The sequence below is a fragment of the Kitasatospora sp. NPDC093679 genome, from assembly GCF_040683455.1.
Taxonomy (GTDB): domain Bacteria; phylum Actinomycetota; class Actinomycetes; order Streptomycetales; family Streptomycetaceae; genus Kitasatospora; species Kitasatospora arboriphila.
The window spans coordinates 159,677-179,733 of record NZ_JBFBDW010000003.1 but is presented as its reverse complement, the minus strand read 5'-3'; the positions used below and the strand labels follow the sequence as shown (position 1 = coordinate 179,733).

The 20,057-nt window shown below is 72.4% G+C and carries 12 protein-coding genes and 2 pseudogenes; 9 read left to right on the top strand and 5 right to left on the bottom strand.

What is annotated here, in order from left to right:
* Positions 1-35 precede the first annotated feature (35 nt).
* The 3 genes from AB0O09_RS04275 to AB0O09_RS04265 form a co-directional block, all read right to left on the bottom strand.
* A complete protein-coding gene (locus AB0O09_RS04275; protein WP_363540012.1) occupies positions 36-1,055 on the bottom strand; it encodes a hypothetical protein in 1,020 nt (339 codons plus the stop codon).
* 1,190 nt (positions 1,056-2,245) lie between these two features.
* Positions 2,246-2,824: an NADAR family protein gene (locus tag AB0O09_RS04270; protein WP_363540010.1), complete on the bottom strand. Its 579-nt coding sequence runs from the start codon at positions 2,822-2,824 to the stop codon at positions 2,246-2,248.
* Positions 2,825-2,908: 84 nt separating this feature from the next.
* Positions 2,909-4,282 carry an MFS transporter gene (locus tag AB0O09_RS04265; protein ID WP_363540198.1) on the bottom strand — a complete coding sequence of 458 codons (1,374 nt, stop codon included), beginning with the start codon at positions 4,280-4,282 and terminating at the stop codon, positions 2,909-2,911.
* Positions 4,283-4,666: 384 nt separating this feature from the next.
* Here AB0O09_RS04265 and AB0O09_RS04260 point away from each other — a divergent pair.
* The 8 genes and pseudogenes from AB0O09_RS04260 to AB0O09_RS04225 all read left to right on the top strand — a co-directional run.
* Positions 4,667-5,479 (top strand): annotated as a pseudogene (locus tag AB0O09_RS04260) (helix-turn-helix transcriptional regulator); the annotation flags it as partial.
* Between the two features lie 1,284 nt (positions 5,480-6,763).
* The gene (locus tag AB0O09_RS04255) at positions 6,764-7,990 is read left to right on the top strand and encodes a sensor histidine kinase (protein WP_363540008.1); all 1,227 of its coding nucleotides are present in this window, start codon (positions 6,764-6,766) and stop codon (positions 7,988-7,990) included.
* A complete protein-coding gene (locus AB0O09_RS04250; RefSeq protein ID WP_344622645.1) occupies positions 7,978-8,622 on the top strand; it encodes a response regulator transcription factor in 645 nt (214 codons plus the stop codon). Before AB0O09_RS04255 ends, AB0O09_RS04250 begins: the two co-directional genes overlap by 13 nt.
* A 1-nt stretch (position 8,623) precedes the next feature.
* A complete protein-coding gene (locus AB0O09_RS04245; RefSeq protein ID WP_363540006.1) occupies positions 8,624-9,553 on the top strand; it encodes a DUF4097 family beta strand repeat-containing protein in 930 nt (309 codons plus the stop codon).
* 261 nt (positions 9,554-9,814) lie between these two features.
* A complete protein-coding gene (gene dusB / locus AB0O09_RS04240; RefSeq protein ID WP_363540196.1) occupies positions 9,815-10,921 on the top strand; it encodes a tRNA dihydrouridine synthase DusB in 1,107 nt (368 codons plus the stop codon).
* Positions 10,922-11,485: 564 nt separating this feature from the next.
* Positions 11,486-14,194 carry a pyruvate, phosphate dikinase gene (ppdK, locus tag AB0O09_RS04235; RefSeq protein ID WP_363540004.1) on the top strand — a complete coding sequence of 903 codons (2,709 nt, stop codon included), beginning with the start codon at positions 11,486-11,488 and terminating at the stop codon, positions 14,192-14,194.
* 428 nt (positions 14,195-14,622) lie between these two features.
* Positions 14,623-15,165 (top strand): ribonuclease domain-containing protein, encoded by a 543-nt coding sequence (locus AB0O09_RS04230; RefSeq protein ID WP_363540002.1) that lies wholly within the window; start codon positions 14,623-14,625, stop codon positions 15,163-15,165.
* A 322-nt stretch (positions 15,166-15,487) separates the two neighbouring features.
* Positions 15,488-16,336, top strand: a pseudogene (locus AB0O09_RS04225) (ADP-ribosylglycohydrolase family protein); the annotation flags it as partial.
* 430 nt (positions 16,337-16,766) lie between these two features.
* Here the strand turns inward: AB0O09_RS04225 and AB0O09_RS04220 are convergent.
* Positions 16,767-18,071, bottom strand: coding sequence for a C2 family cysteine protease (locus AB0O09_RS04220; protein WP_363540000.1), 1,305 nt, complete (start codon positions 18,069-18,071; stop codon positions 16,767-16,769).
* Positions 18,072-18,257: 186 nt separating this feature from the next.
* Between AB0O09_RS04220 and AB0O09_RS04215 the strand changes: the two genes are divergently transcribed.
* A complete protein-coding gene (locus AB0O09_RS04215) occupies positions 18,258-18,947 on the top strand; it encodes an MOSC domain-containing protein (RefSeq protein ID WP_344622649.1) in 690 nt (229 codons plus the stop codon).
* Positions 18,948-19,116: 169 nt separating this feature from the next.
* Here the strand turns inward: AB0O09_RS04215 and AB0O09_RS04210 are convergent, their stop codons facing one another.
* Entirely contained in the window at positions 19,117-19,836 is a 720-nt protein-coding gene (locus AB0O09_RS04210) for a GNAT family protein (RefSeq protein ID WP_344622650.1), read from the bottom strand.
* Between the last annotated feature and the right edge of the window lie 221 nt (positions 19,837-20,057).

Here is a 20,057-nt window from a genome sequence, read left to right as displayed (position 1 = left end):
GCCGAGTCGTTCCCGGTCCGGATCGACGGCAGAGGTCAGCGGCGACCGCGGGGGCGAGGTGCGGACGGTGCCGTCGGGAGCCCCGCGGACCGGAGGGCGGCCAGCACCCCTCGCGAACGGCTCTCCTCCAGCGTGGCCGCCGTACCCAGCAGCACCTGGTACAGCTCGTGGTGCGGGAGCAGAGCGCGCCCCAGCTCGGCGAGGTCACCGGGCGAGCGCAGCCCCGCGGTCTCACGCACCAGTGCGGCGGCGAACCGCTGCGTCGCCGCCTGTTGCGCCGCCGCCTGCTGTGTGGTGACCTGCTGTGCGGCCGGACGTGGGGCGGTCGGGCGGGGGACGGATCCCGTGCCCGGCGGTGCCGCCGAAGCACCTGGGAACGCCAACTGGTCGACGGTGGCGGCCACATCGGCGATCGGCCGGCCCGCGACCTGCCGCAGCAGGTGCCGGACGTCACCGGTGCGCCCGGCCGCGGCCAGACCGGCGGTCAGCGCCGCCAGTTCGGTCGGCGGGGCGGACGCCCACTCCCACAGCAGGGTCTGGCCGTCGGCGGCCTGGCCCGCCCGTTCCAGGGCCGCGATCAGCGCCGGCAGCGCCGAACCCGGTACGCCCCACAGGGCATGGAACAGTTCGTTCGCCTCGTCCACCAGCCCCACTCGGCGGAGCTCGGCCAAGGTGCCGGCCGCTTGGTCCGGCGAACCGTGCGCCGTCGCGCGGACGAGGTAGCCCGCCGCACCGTACGGCCCCTGCGATCGCAGCAGAGCGGCGAGACGGGCCACGTCCTGCGGCGCGAGGGTCACCGCGGCCTGCGCCACGACGGCTGCCGACTCGTGCGCCGAACCGCGGCCGTGCAACTCGCCGACGCGGATGGCGAGGGCGGCCAGCTCCTCGGCACTGCGCGGCGGCGGAGCGGGAGCAGGAGCGGGAGTAACGGGAGTGGCGGGTGCGGAGGTGGAGAGCGCGGGGGGTTCGCTGTCGGCCGGCGCCGACCGGTATTCGGTCTCGCCTGATGCTGCACCCCGGACACCGCCGAAGCGGGCCCCGCGGACCGGGGCCACCGTTGGAGCGGACGGTGGGGCCATCCCTGCGGCTTCGGCCGCAGCCTGCTCGGCCGCGGCGGCCCGGACCGGCTCCGGCTCCTGTTCCTCCACGAACGCGCCGCCGAACCGGGCCCCGGTGGGACGCCTGCGCTTCGCGGGCTTCGGTTCGGCCGCAGCCTTGGCCGCAGGCCCGACCACCGGTTTCGTTGCCGGCTCGGGCGTCCGCGCGGCGGTGTGAGTCGGTGGGGCTGGTGGTGCCGGGGGCCGGGGGATCGACCGGTACTGGGGTGCGGCCGCTGCACCGGCGGTGGGTGCGGCCGGTGCAGCGGTGGTGGTAGCAGCGGCTCCCTGGAACGGCGGACTCGGAGGCGGTGAACCGGCTTGCGGGGAGCCGGCGTTGGGGTATCCGATGTTGGGGTGTCCGGTGCTGTGGTCGCCGGTGGTGTGGGGGCCAGCTGCGTGAGGGCTTGCGCCCAAGGGTGACGGTCGGGTGCCCGCAGTCTGCTGACGCGGTACCGCGTCCTGCTGCCCGGCGCCGCCGGGGCCGGACGGTTCGCGGTAACCGCGTTGGGGGAAGCCGCCGTTCTGCCGGGCGAGATCCTCCAGCGCCAAGAGGCGTTCGCTCAAGTCGAGGCAGCGAGTGCCCAGTCCTTCCCGCAGGGACCGGGCCTGTGCGAGGCGCCGGAGGAGTTCCGGGTCCGGCTGTTGGTGTGGTTGGGCGTAGCCGTGCGCCCGGTCCGGTTGGCTCGCCGCCTGCACCGCCTCGGCGAGCCGTCGTTCGCGCTGCGCTGCGTACTGCCGCGCCCGGAGTAGTTCGTCCAACTCCGTCCGCAGCATGTGGATGTCCGCTGCTGTGGGCCCCAGCTCCTGCACTGTCATCCCTCGTCCGACCAGCCTCTCCACCTCGGGGCCGCCCAGCCGGCCCCTGGCCCTACCTCGGGCCATCCTCACCAAGCCATACGGCGTCGGTGTTACAGGCGTGAGTCCGCCGATTTTCGGCGAATGACGTTGCAGGTTGCGGGGGTTGAAGTCGCCGGAAGAAGTGGGGCGTTCCGAGGGCGCGAGTGTCGGGCGGCTGACCGGGGCGCAGCCCTGCATCGGCGTCAGGGACAGTCCGGGACCCACAGCCCGGGACCCACAGCCAGGGGCACGGCCGGGGTCACGGCCGGAGACCGGGTCCGGAGCCAGGTTCAGGGCCGAGGCCGAGGTCAGGCGATGAGCCGGGCCCGGGCCTCCATCAAGGCGAAGCCGAGCAGGTTGAGGCCGCGCCACTCCTGCGGTCGGGTGGCCCGCTCGTTGTCGGCCGCCAGGCCGATGCCCCAGAGCCGGTCGAGCGGGCTGGCCTCCACCAGGACGCGCTGGGCGGTGCCCAGCAGGTAGTTCCGCAGCGCGTCGTCCTGCCCGAACTTGGCCACGTTGCCGGCGACCACGAGCTCGAACCGTTCGGCGACCCACCGCTCCTCGTCGAAGCCCCGGACCTGGCGACCCAGCTTCTTGGCCTCGCCCGGGGTGGGTGCGGCCAGGATGCGGGCCAGCGTCTGCTCGTCCTGGAACAGGCGGGCCTTCCCGGCCATCATCCAGTGCTCCGCGGAGCGGTAGGTGACACCGTCCACGGTGAACTCCCCGGGCCACCACTGGCTGAGCGACCCCGGACCGATCCGGCCGTCGGGCTCCGGCCGGTGGCCCCAGAAGAGCAGGTACTTGGGCCGAGTGCCCGCCTCGACCAGGGCGACCAACTGCTCACGGGTGCGGGTGTCGGCCGGTGCGGTGGGTTCAGTGGTCGTCATGACGTCATGCTCCCATCCGTCGCCGACACTCTGCTTCCGGTTTTTCGCACCCTTGGAACACCACCTCGTACGCTGCCCCGCAGGTCAGACGACCGAGCGCGGGAGCCGCAGGCTGAGGAAGGCGATGATCACCGAGCCGCCGAACTGGAGGGCCAGCACGAGCGCCAGTGCATGCGCGAAGCCCATGGTGGGGGACACCGCGAGGAAGAGCGTGCCGAGGGTGGCGACGCCGAGCGCGAGGCTGGACTGCTGGGTGGTCGCCAGGACGCCGCTCCCGACGCCCGCCCGCTCGGCAGGAACCTTGGACAGCACCACGCGGAACAGCGGAGTGCCCACCAGGCCCTGGCCGATGCCCGCCAGGGCGACGCCGGGCAGCATCCGCAGTGGCGAGAAGTGGGTCCAGTCCGCCAGGACGGTGGCCAGCAGGGTGACCAGGCCGATCCCCTGGACCACCGCGCCTGCCGTGATCACCCGGCTGCCGAACCGTCCCACCAGACGCGGGCCGGAGAGCGAGGCCGCGAAGTACCCGGCGGCCATCGGCACCAGCGCCCAGCCGGCGGCGACCGGCCCGAGCCGGAGACCGTGCTGGAGCAGGATAGCCACCACGAACATGAAGCCGCCGAAGCCGGTGAAGTACGGCAGCGCGATGCCGAGTCCTCGACGCATCTCGGGTATGTGCAGCAGTGAGAGCGGCACCAGCGGTGTCCGGCCCATCCGCTCGGCCCGGCTCTCCACGGTCAGGAAGACGGCGGCGAGCAGCGGGAACAGGCCGAGCAGCAGCCAGGTCCACAGCGGCCAACCGACGGCCCGGCCCTCCATCAGCGGGACGAAGAGGGAGAGCAGCGCGGCGGTCAGCAGCACCGTGCCGGGCACGTCCACTCCCGCGGCACGGCTGGCCCGCGTCTCGGGCACGAACCGGACGGCGAGCACCGCGGTCAGCAGGGCGAACGGGACGTTGAGCAGGAACACGGCGCGCCAGCCGCTCCCGAACAGGTCCGCCGCGACCATCATGCCGCCGAGGACCTGGCCGATGACGACGGAGATGCCGCCGACCGCGCCGTAGATGCCGAGTGCCCGAGCACGCTGGGACCCGCTGCTGGCAGCGGTGATGGTCGCCAGGACCTGGGGCAGCAGCAGCGCCGCGGAGGCGCCCTGCGCCACGCGTGCCGCCACCAGCGTCCAGGCCGTCGGCGCGAGACCGCAGGCCAGGGACGTCACCGCGAAGAGCGCGGCACCGGCGACGAACAGACGGCGCCGACCGAGTGCGTCTCCGAGCCGGCCGCCCAGGACCAGCAGGACCGCGAAGGCGATGCCGTAACCGGCGGCGACGAGCTCCAGAACCGCGGGGCCCGCCGCGAGGTCGTGGTCGATGGTGGGCAGCGCGACGTTGACGATGAAGAAGTCGAGCATCGGCAGGAAGGCGCCGAGCAGGACGGTGACGAGGCCCGCGACGCCCAGGGTGGGGGCGTCCGTGGCACGACCGGCGGGGGAGGTGGTCCGTGGGAGCGTCAGTTGCTGAGTCACGGCACCTACGATCCGCCTTGCCGCACCCTGGTACCAGACATCGTTTATCCAGGTATAACGAGTACCTGGCAACAGGATGCGTGCGGGAGCATCCTGGTAGGCATGGCTACACGCATCGCCTCCACAGGCCGCCCGACGGAGTCTGCCTCCGGGCCCGGCCCTGCCACCAGGGCCGGCGGGTCCACGGCCACCAGCCCGACGGCGGCAGGCTCTACGGCGGCAGGCTCCACGGCAGCAGGCTCCACGGCGGCAGGCTCCACGGCTACGAGGCCGGGAGCCGGTGCCGGGGCCGGGGCCGAACTCGCCCCGGCCGCTGCCCGGCGACAGGAGCTCGCCGCCTTCCTCCGTAGCCGCCGGGAACGCATCTCGCCCGAGCAGGTGGGGTTGCCCGAGACCGGGCGCCGCCGCACACCGGGCCTTCGCCGGGAAGAAGTGGCGCACCTCGCCACGGTGGGAGTCACCTGGTACACCTGGCTGGAGCAGGGGCGGGACATCCAGGTCTCCGCCCAGGTGCTGCAGTCGGTGGCACGGGCGCTCATGCTCGACCCGACGGAGCGTGCCCACCTGTTCGTCCTGGCCGGTGCCGAGGACCCTGCCCCGATCGTCGAATGCGCCACGGTCACGCCGGCCGCGCGGATGCTCCTCGCCCAGCTGGAGCCGATGCCGGCCGCCGTGCTGAACAGCCGCTACGACGTTCTCGCCTACAACCGCGCCTACACCTGGATCGCAGGCGACCTCGACGCCCTCCCGTTCGAGGACCGCAACCTGATGTGGTTGGCCTTCACCGACTCCGAGTTCCAGAGGAGCCTCCTCGACATCGGGGAGGCGCGCCCCGCCATGGTGGCCAAGTTCCGTACCGCCATGGCCGATCACGGGGCCGAACCTGCGTGGAAGACGTTGCTGAACCGGCTGCGCAAGGCCTCGCCCGAGTTCGAGGAGATGTGGCAGCAGCACGAGGTCGCCGGCCTCGGCAACGGCCTGAAGCGCTTCCTGGTGCCGGACGTCGGCTTGATGCGCTTCGAGTACACCAATCTCTGGCTCGGCCCACGGCCCGGCCCGAGACTTGTCGCCTACACGCCCCAGGACGAGGAGACACGCAGCAAGTTGGAGGCTCTCGCGGCCCGTTCCTGAGTGCGTCGACGCACGGAGCAGGGCGGGGATCGCCGGTGCGCCGCGGCGGACCGGCGAGCCCGTGCGTCGCGGCAGCGAGGCACCGATGGTGAAGCGCGGTACCCGGGGCGTCCGGCACCCACGGCTCGCCGCGTGGTCGAAGGCAGCGCGGTCGGCCGCGAGCAGCAGGCACACCAGCGCGATCGGCACCTCGGCGGCAAGTGCCATGGTGAGTGCGGTCGCCAGCTCGGGCCCGGTGGCAGCTGTCGAGACATCGACCAGTGCGTCCAGCCCGAGCAGCAGACCGGCGAGGTACGCGGCCGAGCGGGGTGCCGCGCCGCGGCCGTCCGGCCGCAGGCCTGCAGTGAGCAGCGCTGCGGCCTCGGCCGCGTCGAGCAGGGCCCAGCCGACGAGGTGTGCCCAGGCCAGGGCCACCGCCCAGGGGATCAGCGCGAGCCCGCAGACGCCCAGCAACCGGTGGTGGCTCACGCAGCAACCCCCGCCCGCAGCCGGACCGGTGGGCAGCCCGGCCCGCTCACCAGGACACCTGTTGCGGATGTGGCGCACCAAGCCAGCCAGAACGCGCCCATCACCGTGGTCAACCCGGCGGGAACCCGCTGACTGGCCCGTCGGCCACGGGTGAACACCACCGCGGGCGGTGAGCCGTCCGCGCACAGCCGCCCCCAGGCGAAGGCCCCGGGATGGCCGGGGCCCGGCCGTCGCCGTACGCCACGGAGCACGCCACCCGCCAACGACGACGTCACCACCACATCGAGCAACTCGCCGTGCTCGTAGACCTCCAACGCGGCCCGGCGCCCGCGTCCCGCCGAACCCCGGACGGACCACGGCCCCAGCACGGGCAGGGCCAAAGTACGGCGGACGCCGGGCGGTGGCACCCGGCTCAGCCCCGGAGGTGCTGCGCCGCGACCGCGGACCCTCTCGCCGACGCGGTCCGCAGCGGGGTCTCGGACACGGTCACCCGTCAGCGGTCCCGCAGCGGTCGACGGGCCGACACCGCCCGCTCCGGTGCCCCGGGCAGCGCCGTCCGCCTCGTGAACCGTCGGGTTCGCCCGGCCGTACACCGTGTTGCTCGTCCGGTCGTTCGCCGTGCCGTTCGCCCGGCCGTTCGCTGTGCTGTTTCCCGTGCTGTTCGTCAGGCTGTTCGTCATACCGACAACATTCGCGACCTGCGGATGCCCCTGTCGTTGGCGCACTCTTCACTTTTCATGGTGAAGCCAGCTACACCATCAACAGTGAAGAGCACTTCATGGTGGAGCTGATCGCGCGCCAACTACTCTTTCCGCCATGCCCGATTCCGCTCTCCGCAACCCGCTCGCGCCACTTCTCCGGCGCGTTCCGTGGGCGGCGGCTGCCAGGCGGGACACCCTCTTCGTCGCGGCAGGTGTCCCCCTGGGGCTGCCGGCCGTCGTCCTCCTCCTCGACGCCAAGTCCGCAGCCGTCCTGGTGTTCGTGCTTCCCTTCTGCTTCGACCTCCTGACGACGGCACAGCGAAGCCGCCTCCTCGTCCTGCGCGGCGTGGACGTGCCGAGCCGGCTGCCGCCCGATGCGGGGTGGGCGAGAAGACTGCGCGCCGGCATGACCTGGCGCCAGACGCTCCATCACGTCGTCATGGCCCCACTGTTCGCGACCGCAGGCCTCCTGGCCATGGCGGTCTGGGGAGCCGGTCTCGTCATGGCGACGTTCTTCCTCTGGATCTGGGCGCTGCCGCCAAACGGCCCGATGCGGCCCGGATCCGGGTGGACGACCGACGGCGGATTGGTCACTGCCGCCGGTGCGGCGCTGCTCCTCCTCGGGCCCTGGGCGTTCGCCTGGATCGCCCGCACCGACGAGCGGACCACCCGCGCACTGATCGGTCGCAACCGGGCTGAGGTGCTGGAAGAACGGGTGGAGCGACTCGCGGTCAGCCGGGCCGGGGTAGTGGACGCCGCAGACGCCGAGCGGCGCCGGATCGAGCGGGACCTCCACGACGGTGCCCAGCAGCGACTCGTCTCCCTCGCCATGAACCTCGGACTGGCCCGCCGGACGCTGACCGACATTTCGGCGGAGGCAATGCAGGTCATCGTCGAGGCGCACGAGGAGGCCCAGGCAGCCATCGAGGAGCTGCGCGACCTCGTCCGCGGCCTGCACCCGGTCGTCCTGGAGGACCGCGGGTTGGACGCGGCACTGTCCGGCATCGCCGCTCGGAGTCCGGTGCCGGTGCGCATGGACGTCGACCTCGACGGACGTGTGGCACCAGCGGTCGAAGCGGTCGCCTACTTCACGGTCTCCGAGGCACTGGCGAACGCGGCCAAGCACGCCCGGGCGTCCCGCGTCGACCTCTCCGTCCGTCGAACCGGAGACCGGCTCCGGATAGTCATCGGCGACGACGGCATCGGCGGGGCCGATCCGTCCAGGGGAAGCGGCCTGACGGGCCTGCGGAAACGAGCGGCCTCGGTCGACGGCACGCTCACTGTCATCAGCCCCCTCGGGGGCCCCACCACTCTCACCGTGGAGCTGCCGTGCGAGCTGTGATTGCCGAAGACTCCGTCCTCCTGCGGGTCGGCCTGATCAAGGTGCTGGAATCCGTCGGCTACGAGATCCCGGCTGCGGTCGGAGACGCAGAGTCCCTGCTGGCCGCAGTCGAGGAGCACAAACCGGATATTGCGATCATCGATGTGCGAATGCCACCGGACTTCGCGGACGAGGGCGTCAAGGCTGCGCTGCTGATCCGCAGGCAGTGGCCCGATGTGGCCGTCCTGCTGCTCTCGCAGTATGTGGAGGAGCGCTACGCCGCCGACCTGCTCTCGGCGAACACCAGTGGCGTCGGGTACCTGCTCAAGCAGCGCGTCGCCAACGTCGACGACTTCCTGGAGGCGCTCCAGCGAGTGGCCGACGGCGGTACGGCGCTCGACCCCGAGGTGGTCGCCCAACTCCTCGTCCGCAAGGATCGCGATCCGCTCCGCAAACTGACTCCACGCGAGCGCGACGTCCTCGCCCTCATGGCGGAGGGCCGGTCCAACGCCGGCATCGCCGCCATCCTGGTGGTGAGCGACAGCGCCGTCGCGAAGCACATCAACGCCATCCTGATGAAGCTCGACCTCCCGCAGACGGACGCAGACCACCGCAGGGTCCTCGCAGTCCTCCGGTTCCTCGAGGTGGGCTGAGGTGGCGACCCGCCCGGTCAACGCCGCCGCCGCAGCCCGCCACAGCCGGCGAGGCGGCGCAGACACCGCAGACACCGCAGACACCGCAGACATGGCAGACGGCATGAGCGGCACCGCGGGCACAGCAGACACCTCAGTAGGAGAGCGTGAGCGCAAAGCCTGGCGCGCCGTCGCGATCATCGTGCTGACCCTCGGCGTCCTCGCCGGAGCCGGTATGGCCTGGGGCGTCATGGCGTACCGGACGACCACGACCACGCGGACCTTCCTCGGTCCGGTCACCGCAGTGGAACTCAATGCCGAGGCCGCTCAGGTGCGGGTCGAGGCCGGGGCGCCCGACCGCGTCACAGTGGACCAGCGGGCTGACTGGGCGCTGCGGCCACCCGCGGTCGAGGAGAGCCTGGAGAACGGAACTCTCCGAATAACCGTCCGCTGCGGCACCATCGTCGGGCCGCTGGACGCCGAGCCCTTCGGGTGCGGGCTCCTGCTCGACATCCGGATTCCGGCCGGAGTGCCGGTCCATGCCCGGGCCACGTCCGGTGGATTCTCCGCGCGAGGGCTGTCCGGGGAGCTCCGGATCGAGACCACCTCGGGGGCGATCCGGCTCGATGCGGTGAGCGGCCCGGTCTGGGCGAAGGCGTCCTCGGGACAGATCACCGGCGAGACCTTGACCTCTACCCGTATCCGGGCCGTCCTGACCTCCGGGCAACTGCTGCTCATGTTCGCCCGCCCACCCGAGGAGGTCACCGTTACAGCCACCTCCGGCCAGGTCGACCTCGAACTCCCGGCCGACCCTGCCGGCTACCGCATCGACCACAGCACCAGTTCAGGTGCAGTGGACATCAACCCGGCCCTGAGATCCGACACCTCCACCCGCCACCTCGACATAGCCACCAGCTCCGGCCAGATCAGTGTGGAGAAAGCCACCCCGTGACCGCCGCAGCCAGGCCAGCCCACCGACCCCACCCGCACGGACTCACCCGCACGGACCCACCCCACCATCCCAACCCCGGCCGGGCCGCCACTCGGGTGGGGGACAATGGAGAGTCCCGAATCCCATCAGCCGAGGACTCTGCCGCGCATGACCACCACGCCCAGCACAGCCGACACCGTCAGGTCCGCCGAAGCCGCCGGTGAGCCCACCCAGCCCGCGTCCGCCGCAGGCGCCGAGTTCGCTCCGCTGAACATCGGCCCGATGCAGGTGTGGCCGCCGGTCGTGCTGGCACCCATGGCAGGGATCACCAACGCTCCCTTCCGGACGCTGTGCCGGGAGCAGAGCGGCGGCAAGGGGCTGTACGTCTCCGAGATGATCACCACGCGGGCGCTGGTCGAGCGCAACGCCAAGACCATGCAGTTGATCAAGTTCGACCCGAGCGAGAAGCCCAGGTCGATCCAGTTGTACGGCGTCGACCCGGTCACCGTCGGCAAGGCGGCCCGCATGATCGCGGACGAGGGGCTCGCCGACCACATCGACCTGAACTTCGGCTGCCCCGTCCCGAAGGTCACCCGCAAGGGCGGCGGCTCGGCGCTGCCGTACAAGCGCAACCTGCTGCGGGACATCCTCCGCGAGGCCGTCGCCAATGCGGGCGACCTCCCGGTGACGATGAAGATGCGCAAGGGCATCGACGACGACCACATCACCTTCCTGGACGCGGGCCGGATCGGCGCCGAGGAGGGCGTCGCGGCCATCGCCCTGCACGGGCGCACGGCGGCCCAGCACTACGGCGGCACCGCCGACTGGTCGGCGATCGCCCGGCTGCGGGAGTCGGTCCCGGCTCACATCCCGGTGCTCGGCAACGGCGACATCTGGTCGGCCGACGACGCGCTGCGGATGATGCGTGAGACGGGGTGCGACGGCGTGGTGGTCGGTCGCGGCTGCCTCGGCCGGCCCTGGCTCTTCAAGGACCTGGTGTCGGTCTTCGAGGGCGATGTCGACTACGCCCGCCCGACCTTCGGCGAGGTCGCCCGTGCCATGGTGCGCCATGCCCAGCTGCTCGGCGAGTGGCTCGGTGACGAGGCCCGCGGCGTGATCGATTTCCGTAAGCACGTGGCCTGGTACACGAAGGGTTTCTCGGTCGGGTCCGAACTCCGGGTCCGACTGGCGAACGCGTCCTCCCTCACCGAGATGGCCGAGCTGCTGCAGCAGATCGACCAGGCCCAGGTGTGGCCGGCCGGGGCGGACGGTCCGCGCGGTCGGACCAGCGGCAACAACCGGGTGGTACTGCCGGAGGGCTGGTTGGACGATCCGTACGACTGTGCGGTGCCCTCTGTTGACGCCGAATCGGACACATCCGGCGGATGATCTGTACGGCCGGTCGAAATCGGCCTCGACCGGCCATCTGCCGCTCCGGACCAGCCCTCTTGTCCGATCTGGCCAAGAGGGCTCCTTTCTGGCAGATTTTCACTACGCAAAGTAATCATTCCAGCCACTAGCAGTCACGGCGCGCGCGATCATGGGCGCTCGAAGGCTGAGATGCGCTCGTGACGCTTGCCACATAGTCTGAGTGGTTGACGGCCGGTCAGGTTGCCGGAAGGCCTCGACAACGTGAATCGCTTCCCGAAGGGGTTGTCGGTCCGATCGGTGCGGCTGGCTGCAGGAAATCAAACCGGGGCAACAGACTCGACGTTCGGCCATCACTCTCTGTCCGGTTCGTATGATCTTCAGGTTTCGATGTCTTCACTACTTGAACGGTAGCTAGCGTCAACCGGACGATTTCATCAACACAGGTGAATGCCTGCTCGGGCATTCGATCTGCTGGGTGCTGAGTGGTTCTCAAGCACGTACGGCCTATTGGCGGCACGAAAGCGCCTTTGAAATGGGTATGTTCTCCGGCGTCAGGGCAACCGTGTGCGAGGAGACCGACCCGTGGCGGCGAAGCAGAAGTTTGTTTACTCCTTCACCGAAGGAAACAAGGACCTCAAGGATCTTCTTGGCGGCAAGGGTGCGAACCTGGCCGAGATGACCAACCTGGGTCTCCCCGTCCCTCCGGGGTTCACCATCACGACCGAGGCCTGCAAGGTCTTCCTGGAGACCGGCAGTGAGCCCGCCTCCCTGCACGAGGAGATCAGCAAGCACCTGACGGCCCTCGAGGCCGAGATGGGCAAGACGCTCGGGCAGCACGACAACCCGTTGCTGGTGTCGGTCCGTTCGGGTGCCAAGTTCTCCATGCCCGGCATGATGGACACCGTTCTGAACATCGGTCTGTCCGACGCTTCGGTGGCCGGCCTCGCCGCCCAGTCCGGCAACGAGCGTTTCGCCTGGGACTCCTACCGCCGCCTGGTCCAGATGTTCGGCAAGACCGTGCTGGGCGTGGACGGCGAGCTGTTCGAGGAGGCCCTGGACGAGGCCAAGCAGGCCAAGGGCACCGAGAACGACCTCGACCTGACCGCCGAGGACCTCAAGGGCCTGGTCGAGACCTTCAAGGGCATCGTCAAGCGCGAGACCGGCCGGGAGTTCCCGCAGGAGCCGCGCGAGCAGCTCGACCTCGCCATCTACGCCGTCTTCCACTCCTGGAACGGCGACCGCGCCCGGCTGTACCGCCGCCAGGAGCGCATCCCGAACGACCTCGGCACCGCGGTCAACGTCTGCACCATGGTCTTCGGCAACCTCGGCGAGGACTCCGGCACCGGCGTCGCCTTCACCCGTGACCCCTCCACGGGCACCCAGGGCGTCTACGGCGACTACCTGCAGAACGCGCAGGGCGAGGACGTCGTCGCCGGCATCCGCAACACCCTGCAGCTGGCCGACCTCGAGCAGCTCGACAAGAAGTCGTACGACGAGCTGATGACCATCATGCAGACGCTCGAGACGCACTACCGCGACCTCTGCGACATCGAGTTCACCATCGAGCGCGGCAAGCTCTGGATGCTGCAGACCCGCGTCGGCAAGCGCACCGCGGCAGCCGCCTTCCGCATCGCCGTCCAGCTCGTGGACCAGGGCCTGATCGACCTGGACGAGGCGCTGCACCGGGTCACCGGCGGCCAGCTGGCCCAGCTGATGTTCCCGCGCTTCGCCCCGACCTCCGAGACCAAGCCGGTCGCCTTCGGCATCGCGGCCTCGCCCGGCGCCGCGGTCGGCCGGGTGGTCTTCGACTCCTACACCGCCGTCAAGTGGTCCCGCTCCGGCGAGAAGGTCATCCTCGTCCGCCGAGAGACCAACCCGGACGACCTCGAGGGCATGATCGCGGCCGAGGGCATCCTGACCTCGCGCGGCGGCAAGACCTCCCACGCGGCCGTCGTCGCCCGCGGCATGGGCAAGACCTGTGTCTGCGGCGCCGAGGAGCTGGAGGTCGACACCAAGAACCGCAAGTTCACCACCTCCGGCGGCCAGGTCGTCCACGAGGGCGACGTCGTCTCCATCGACGGTGCCAACGGCAAGGTGTACCTGGGCGAGGTCCCGGTGCTGCCGTCCCCGGTCGTCGAGTACTTCGAGGGCACCCTGCACGCCGGCGCCGACGTCCAGGGCGGGCTCGTCCAGGCCGTGCACCGGCTGATGGCGCACGCCGACGTCCGCCGCCGGCTCGCCGTTCGCGCCAACGCCGACAACGCCGAGGACGCGAACCGCGCCCGCCGGTACGGCGCCCAGGGCATCGGCCTGTGCCGCACCGAGCACATGTTCCTCGGTGAGGAGCGCCGCAAGGAGGTCGAGCACCTGATCCTGGCGGACAACGACAAGGACCGCGAGCTCGCCCTGTCCTCCCTGCTGCCGCTGCAGAAGGGCGACTTCCTGGAGCTCTTCCAGTCGATGGACGGGCTCCCCGTCACCGTCCGACTGCTCGACCCGCCGCTGCACGAGTTCCTGCCCGACATCACCGAGCTGTCGGTGCGCGTCGCCCTCGCCGAGGCCCGCAAGGACCCGAACGAGAACGACCTGCGCCTGCTGCAGGCGGTGCACAAGCTGCACGAGCAGAACCCGATGCTCGGCCTGCGCGGCGTCCGCCTCGGCCTGGTCATCCCCGGCCTGTTCGGCATGCAGGTCCGGGCGATCGCGGAGGCCGCGGCCGAGCGCAAGCTGGCCGGCGGCGACCCGCGTCCCGAGGTGATGATCCCGCTGGTCGGCACCGTCCAGGAGCTGGAGCTGGTACGCGACGAGTGCGAGCGGGTGCTCACCGAGGTCGCGCAGTCCACCGGCGTGAAGCTGGACATCAAGCTCGGTACCATGATCGAGCTGCCGCGCGCCGCGGTGACCGCCGGTCAGATCGCCGAGGCCGCCGAGTTCTTCTCCTTCGGCACCAACGACCTGACCCAGACGGTGTGGGGCTTCTCGCGCGACGACGTCGAGGCCAGCTTCTTCACCGCCTACCTGGAGAAGGGCATCTTCGGCGTCAGCCCGTTCGAGACCATCGACCGGGACGGCGTGGGCTCGCTGGTCAAGCACGCCGCCGAGGCCGGCCGGGCCACCCGGCCCGACCTCAAGCTCGGCGTCTGCGGCGAGCACGGCGGTGACCCGGACTCGGTGCACTTCTTCCACGAGGTGGGGCTGGACTACGTGTCCTGCTCTCCCTTCCGCATCCCGGTGGCGCGCCTGGAGGCCGGCCGCGCCGCCATCGAGACGGCGGGCAGCGATTCGCGCTGACACGAAGCAGCGCGGTCCCATCGCTGACCGCACACCCCCTCCGCAGGGGAGGGGCGTTCGACGGAGCTCGGCGCAGGAGAGCCGTCGGACGTAGCAACCGGGGCGGGAACGGACAATGGGGTCCGTTCCCGCCCCGGCGGCCTTTCCGGGCCCCGGCGGCCTTTCCACGCCGGGCGTCCCCACGACCGGCGCCGCCCGCATCCGCCCACGGCGAGCCACTGCGGGCCACGGCAGCCCACCGCAACCCACGGCATGCCACCGCAACTCACGGCGGACCACGCACGGCCCGGATCCCCGTAGCCGGGTCTACGGCGGCGGTCGGCAGCCGGAGCACTTCGTAGTGGCCGGTACTCCGTCTGCGGCCGAACGGGTGAGAGCGGCGCGAAGCGCGGCCCGGCACGCTCGGCCGACCGGGCAAGCTGTCGGCCATGACCAGCCGAAACCACGTGATCGTCGTCGCCGTCCTGCTGGTGTTCGCGATCGTTGCGGCGGCCGCCTACGCCCTGGGCGACCGCACCGGCTCGACGAGGAATCCCACCACCGGTCCCACGCCGGGCGGCACCGCCGCCGGCTCGTCGCCGACCGGCCGGACACCGTCCGCTCCGGTCTCCGGCGCCGTCCCCCGCACGTCCACGCCCCGGCCCACGACGGGCGGCGCGAGCCCGGTCTGGCTGCCGAGCGATCCGGCGATCGCCGACGTCTGCCGCACCCGGCTCCCGGCCCAGGCCGACGACACCCTCGTCCTGATCGCCCGGGGAGGCCCGTACCCCTACCGCTCGGACGGGGTCGTGTTCGAGAACCGGGAGGGCCTGCTGCCGCGGCACACCAGCGGCTACTACCACGAGTACACCGTCGTCACCCCGAACTCCGACGACCGCGGCACCCGGCGCATCGTCACCGGGACGGCCGGCGAGCAGTACTGGACGTCCGACCACTACGCGAGCTTCCGCGAGATCGACCCCCGTTGCTGAGGCCCGTTGCCCAGCCCTGTTGCCCAGCCCCCGTCGCCGAGCCCACTGCCGACCCCGCCCCGGCCCCGGTCCGCAGCCGACGGCGGCGAAGGACCGGCACGACCGGAAACGCCCTGGTCGGCCGTCCGACCCGTCTGCCACCATGGCCGTGATGACCGAGCCCATCCGCCCGAGCGAGCCCGACGACCGCAAGCCGACCACCAATCACAAGCCGACCACCAATCACAGGCCGACCACGGAGCGCACCCCGGCCCCGGGCCGCACCGCCCCTCCGGCCTCCGGGCCTGCCGGCGGCCCCCGGCTCGCCGCAGCGCTCGACGCGTTGCAGGGCCTCTCCGTCGGTGACGCGCTCGGTGCCCAGTTCTTCGTCCCCGCCAACCGGCCGTACCTGGACCGGCGGCAGGCCCCGCCGGGCAGGTGGCCGTGGACGGACGACACCGAGATGGCCTGCTCGGTGCATGCCGGGTTCGCCGAGCGCGGCCGGATCGACGGCTTCGACCTCACCCACGCCTTCGCCCGCCGGCACGACTTCGACCGCGGCTACGGGCCGGCCGCGAACCGGATGCTCCGGCTGGTCCGCGAGGGCGGCGACGCCCGCCGACTGGCCGCCGAGCTCTTCGACGGGCAGGGCTCGTACGGGAACGGTGCGGCCATGCGGGTCGCGCCGCTCGGCGCCGCGCACGCCGACGATCCCGCCGCGGTGGTCCGCCCGGCGGCGGACACCGCCGTGATCACCCACACCCATCCCCAGGCGGTGGACGGTGCGATCGCCGTCGCGGTGGCCGCGGCGCTGGCCGTCCGGGCCCGGCTGCGGGCCGAGCGGCCGGCGGCGGAGGACTTCCTGGCCGAGGTCCGGCGGCTCACCCCGCGAGGCGCGGTCCGTGACGGGCTGGGCGAGGCGATCGGACTGGCCGGGGTCGCGGACCCGCACACCGCCGCCCGGGTGCTGGGCAACGGCAGCCGGGTCAGTGCGGCGGACACCGTGCCGTTCGCGCTCTGGGCGGCCGCGCGGCACCTGGACGACTATCCGGCCGCGATCTGGGACACCGTCACCGCCGGCGGGGACGTCGACACCACGGCCGCCGTGGTCGGCGGGGTGGTCGCGGCGCACACCGGCACGGCGGGCATCCCGGCCGCCTGGCTGGCGGCCAGGGAAGCGTTGCCGGGATGGGCAACCCCGGAGGCGGGCAGCGTGGGCGACGGCACGAGGAGCGGCACGGCCGGCAGCGCGGTGGACGGCGCTCCGGGACCGGCCGACGGCACCCGGATCGTGCTGCCGCGGCCGGTCGAGCTCCCCGAGCTGCGGTGGACGGACCAGGACTGGCAGCGCATCAGGACCTCCCGCCACGACCGGACGGGTGCGCTGCTGATGCACACCGCCGAGGGCGTGCTCCACCTGCGGGACGGCCGTACCGGCCACGGGGTGCTGGACGTCGACGTGGCGGCGCTGCCGCGGACCGGCTGGCGCCCGGTGTCGGCCCGGGCCGAGGCCCACCCGGCCCGCTCGCCGCACGACCCGGCCGACCTGCTGGCGGCACTCGCACTCCTCTGACCGCCGACCGCCGGCCGCTGACCGCGTCCCGGTCGTCGGCCGACCGCGGCTACCAGGTGTCGACGGCGTTCATCCGCCGAAGGCAGGACGGGACCTCCTGGAGCGTCAGCCAGCACTCCCACATCCGGCGGTCGGCGCCGTCGCCCCAGGGATTGCCGAGGCAGATCCGGCCGCCGGCCACGTCCACGTCCTTGATGAAGTACGCGTGGCTCGCGGCCAGCCGGCCGCCGTGCAGCCGCTCGCGGTCGTCGCCGCGGCCGTGGGTGCTGGCGGTGAGGGCCTGGCCGCGGGCCCGCCGGTCGGCGAGTTCGTGGCAGAGCCAGGGGTTGGCGAGGTCGATCTCGCCCTCACGGGAGGGGCGGCCGGTGAGCAGGCTCAGCGCGTCGCTGGGGTGTCCGCCGTCGGCGATGCCCGAATAGCCGCCGTAGAACCGGGCGGCGGCCTTCTCGTAGTAGCCGGGCCAGGTCTCGGCGTACCGGGAGTCGTCGCTGTGGCCCTTGGCGCCCCACAGTACGCCGTGCCCGTAGGGCAGGTCGGGCACCACGGTGATGTCGACCGGCCGGTCCTGGTCGTAGAGGGTGCAGGTGACGGTGCCGTTGGCCTCCTGGCGGAGGTGGCGCGGGGCGTGGTGCGGGTTGGCCTGGATCACCGCCTGGACGCTGGTCAGCAGCCAGCAGGTGCCGAACCTGCCCTGGTCCACGTCCTGCCAGCTCATCGCCTCGGTCGAGCCGGAGACCCGCTGCCACCGCTCGGTGAAGTACGCGCCGTCCACCTGAGCGAACGGCCCCTGCGGCAGGACCCAGCCGTGCTCCCCGCAGCTGCAGTCGGGCTCGTAGTCGGGCTGGCTGCACGGCATCGCCGTGCCGATCAGCATCGCGGCGTACGGGCTGACCGAGCGCAGCAGCCAGCCGAACAGCTCCTGCTGGCGGCGCCAGTCGTAGGCGGAGCGGCCGTCGGCGTCCTTGACGTGGGTGAGGGCGTCCCAGCGGTCCAGGCCCTGCTGGCCGAAGCGGCGCACGACCAGGTCGAGTTCGGCGGGCGGCAGCGGCATCAGCAGGTTGCCGATGTGGTCGAGCAGGGCACGGGCGCCGTAGTGCTGTTCGCCGGAGAAGAGCAGGTCCCAGACCTGGCGGCCGACGGCGTCGGCGCGGTGCGGGTCCGGCGGCGGCCCGGGCGGCTGCCAGGGCAGCTCCACCAGCGGGCGGCCGCCGCGCACGTACGGGATGGTGCGCCGGTCCGCCTTGTCGATCAGCCGGTTGGCCGCGTCGACCGTGCCCAGGATCGCCCGGCCGCCCGGGACGAACGGCGCGGCGGCCCCCGCCACCTGGCGCCAGTTGTTGCGGTGGTAGCCCATCCGGTCCCCCTCGTCCGTTCCACCCGACCCACGAGGGTAAGGGGTCCGGCCGGGAGGCGCCCGCACCGGGCCCGGTCCGACGGCCCGTGAGGAGCGGTCGGTCCAGCGGCCCGTGTCGCCCCGTCAGCAGGGAGACGGCCGGTAATCGAGCTGCGGGTGCGGGCCGCCGCGCCTACGCTGCCCGGCATGCCGACACTGCTCACCGTCAATCTGGCCCGTCCGCGTCCCAACCCGGCCAAGCCGGGGACCGGGGGCACTGGGATCGACAAGCGCCCGGTCGACCACCCGGTGGAGGTGCGCGCCCCGGGGCCCAAGCACACCGGGCTGCACAGCGGCCTGGTCGGCGACCGGATCTTCGACACCCGCAACCACGGCGGCGACGACCAGGCGGTGTACGCCTACGCCCGGGAGGTCCTCGACCGGTGGGCGGCGGAGCTCGGCAAGGAGCTGCCGAACGGCAGTTTCGGCGAGAACCTCACCACCGCCGGGCTGGACGTCGACGGCGCGCTGATCGGGGAGCGCTGGCGGATCGGTCCGCAGGTGCTGCTGGAGGTCGCCGTGCCGCGGATCCCCTGCACGACCTTCGCGTACTGGCTGGACGAGCGCCGCTGGTTGCGCCGGTTCACCGAGGCGGCGCTGCCGGGCGCCTACCTGCGGGTGGTCGAGCCGGGTCTGATCGGGGCCGGCGATCCGGTCACGGTGGAGCACCGGCCTGGGCACGGCGTCACGGTCGCGGACTGCTTCCGTGCCCTCACCGGCGACGCCTCGCTGCTGCCGCTGCTGGTGGACGTCGCCGAGCTGCCGGAGGACGTCCGGGAGCTGGCCCGCCGCCGCACCGACCGCCCGCCCTACGCCCCGGGGCCGGACGCGCCGTAGCCCGCCGCCCCGCAGCCGTACGCACGCGCAGCCGCACCCACGCCGCAGCCGTACACACCCGAACCGCCGGACCCGCCGGACCCGACCCGCCGGACCCGGCCGGCCCGGCCCCGGCGCACGCGGCGCCCGGACCGGGCCGTCGGACGGGGTCGTCCGGCCGACCGGACCGTCAGGCGGGGATCAGCGGACCGCCGTGTCTAAGGCACTCCTGGTTGATGGCCGGGTCCGGGGCGCTCGGCGAGGTGGCGGCGGCGATCCGCAGCTCGATGATGTCGCGGACGGCCGGCCACTCCTCGTCGAGGATCGAGTAGAAGGCGGTCGAGCGGACCACCCCGTCCAGGCCGCGCGAGTGGGCCCGGCGGACCCCTTCGCAGGTGGCGCCGAGCCGCTCGATGGCGGCGCGCGAGCGCAGGTTGCGGGCGTCGGCGCGGAGCGAGATCCGCTGCACCCGCCACGCCTCGAAGGCGTGGCGCAGCATCAGCAGCTTCGCCTCGGTGTTGATGCCGGTGCCCTGGGCCCAGGGGGCGAGCCAGGTGTTGCCGATCTCGGCGGCGTCCGGCACCGCCTCGCGGGGATCGCCGAACGGCACGCCCGGAACCGGCGGCCACACCAGCGGGCCCTGCCAGTAGTCGAGCTCCAGGAACCGGGTGGAGCCGACCACCCGGTTGTCGGCGGTGCTCACGGTCGCGAACGGCAGCGACCGGCCCGCGGCCTGGTCGGCGAGGGCACGCCCGATGTACTCCCTGGCCGCTTCGAGGCCGTGCGGGACGGGGGTGAAGGCGTAGGTCGTACGGTCCGCTGCACCTGCCTCGGCCAGTGCCTCCGCGTGGTGCTCTGCGAGAGGCTCCAGCCGCACGGTGCGGCCGATGAGGGTGACGGGAACGGGCACGGAATCCTTCGGTCCTTCGGCGGTCGGAGGGTCCCTCGGTCCGGGGTCACGGCGTCGAGGGTCTGGTCTTCGCCCCGCTCCGGGGCCTCCGCCGCACCGTCGGCGCACGCCGGCAGGGCCGGTCGGGCGGCGGGGGGCGACGGCCCGGAAACGGGCAGCGCGGTGCCGGAACGGGTACGGATCGACGACCCGGACCGGCGGGATGGGCGAGGGGACAGTGT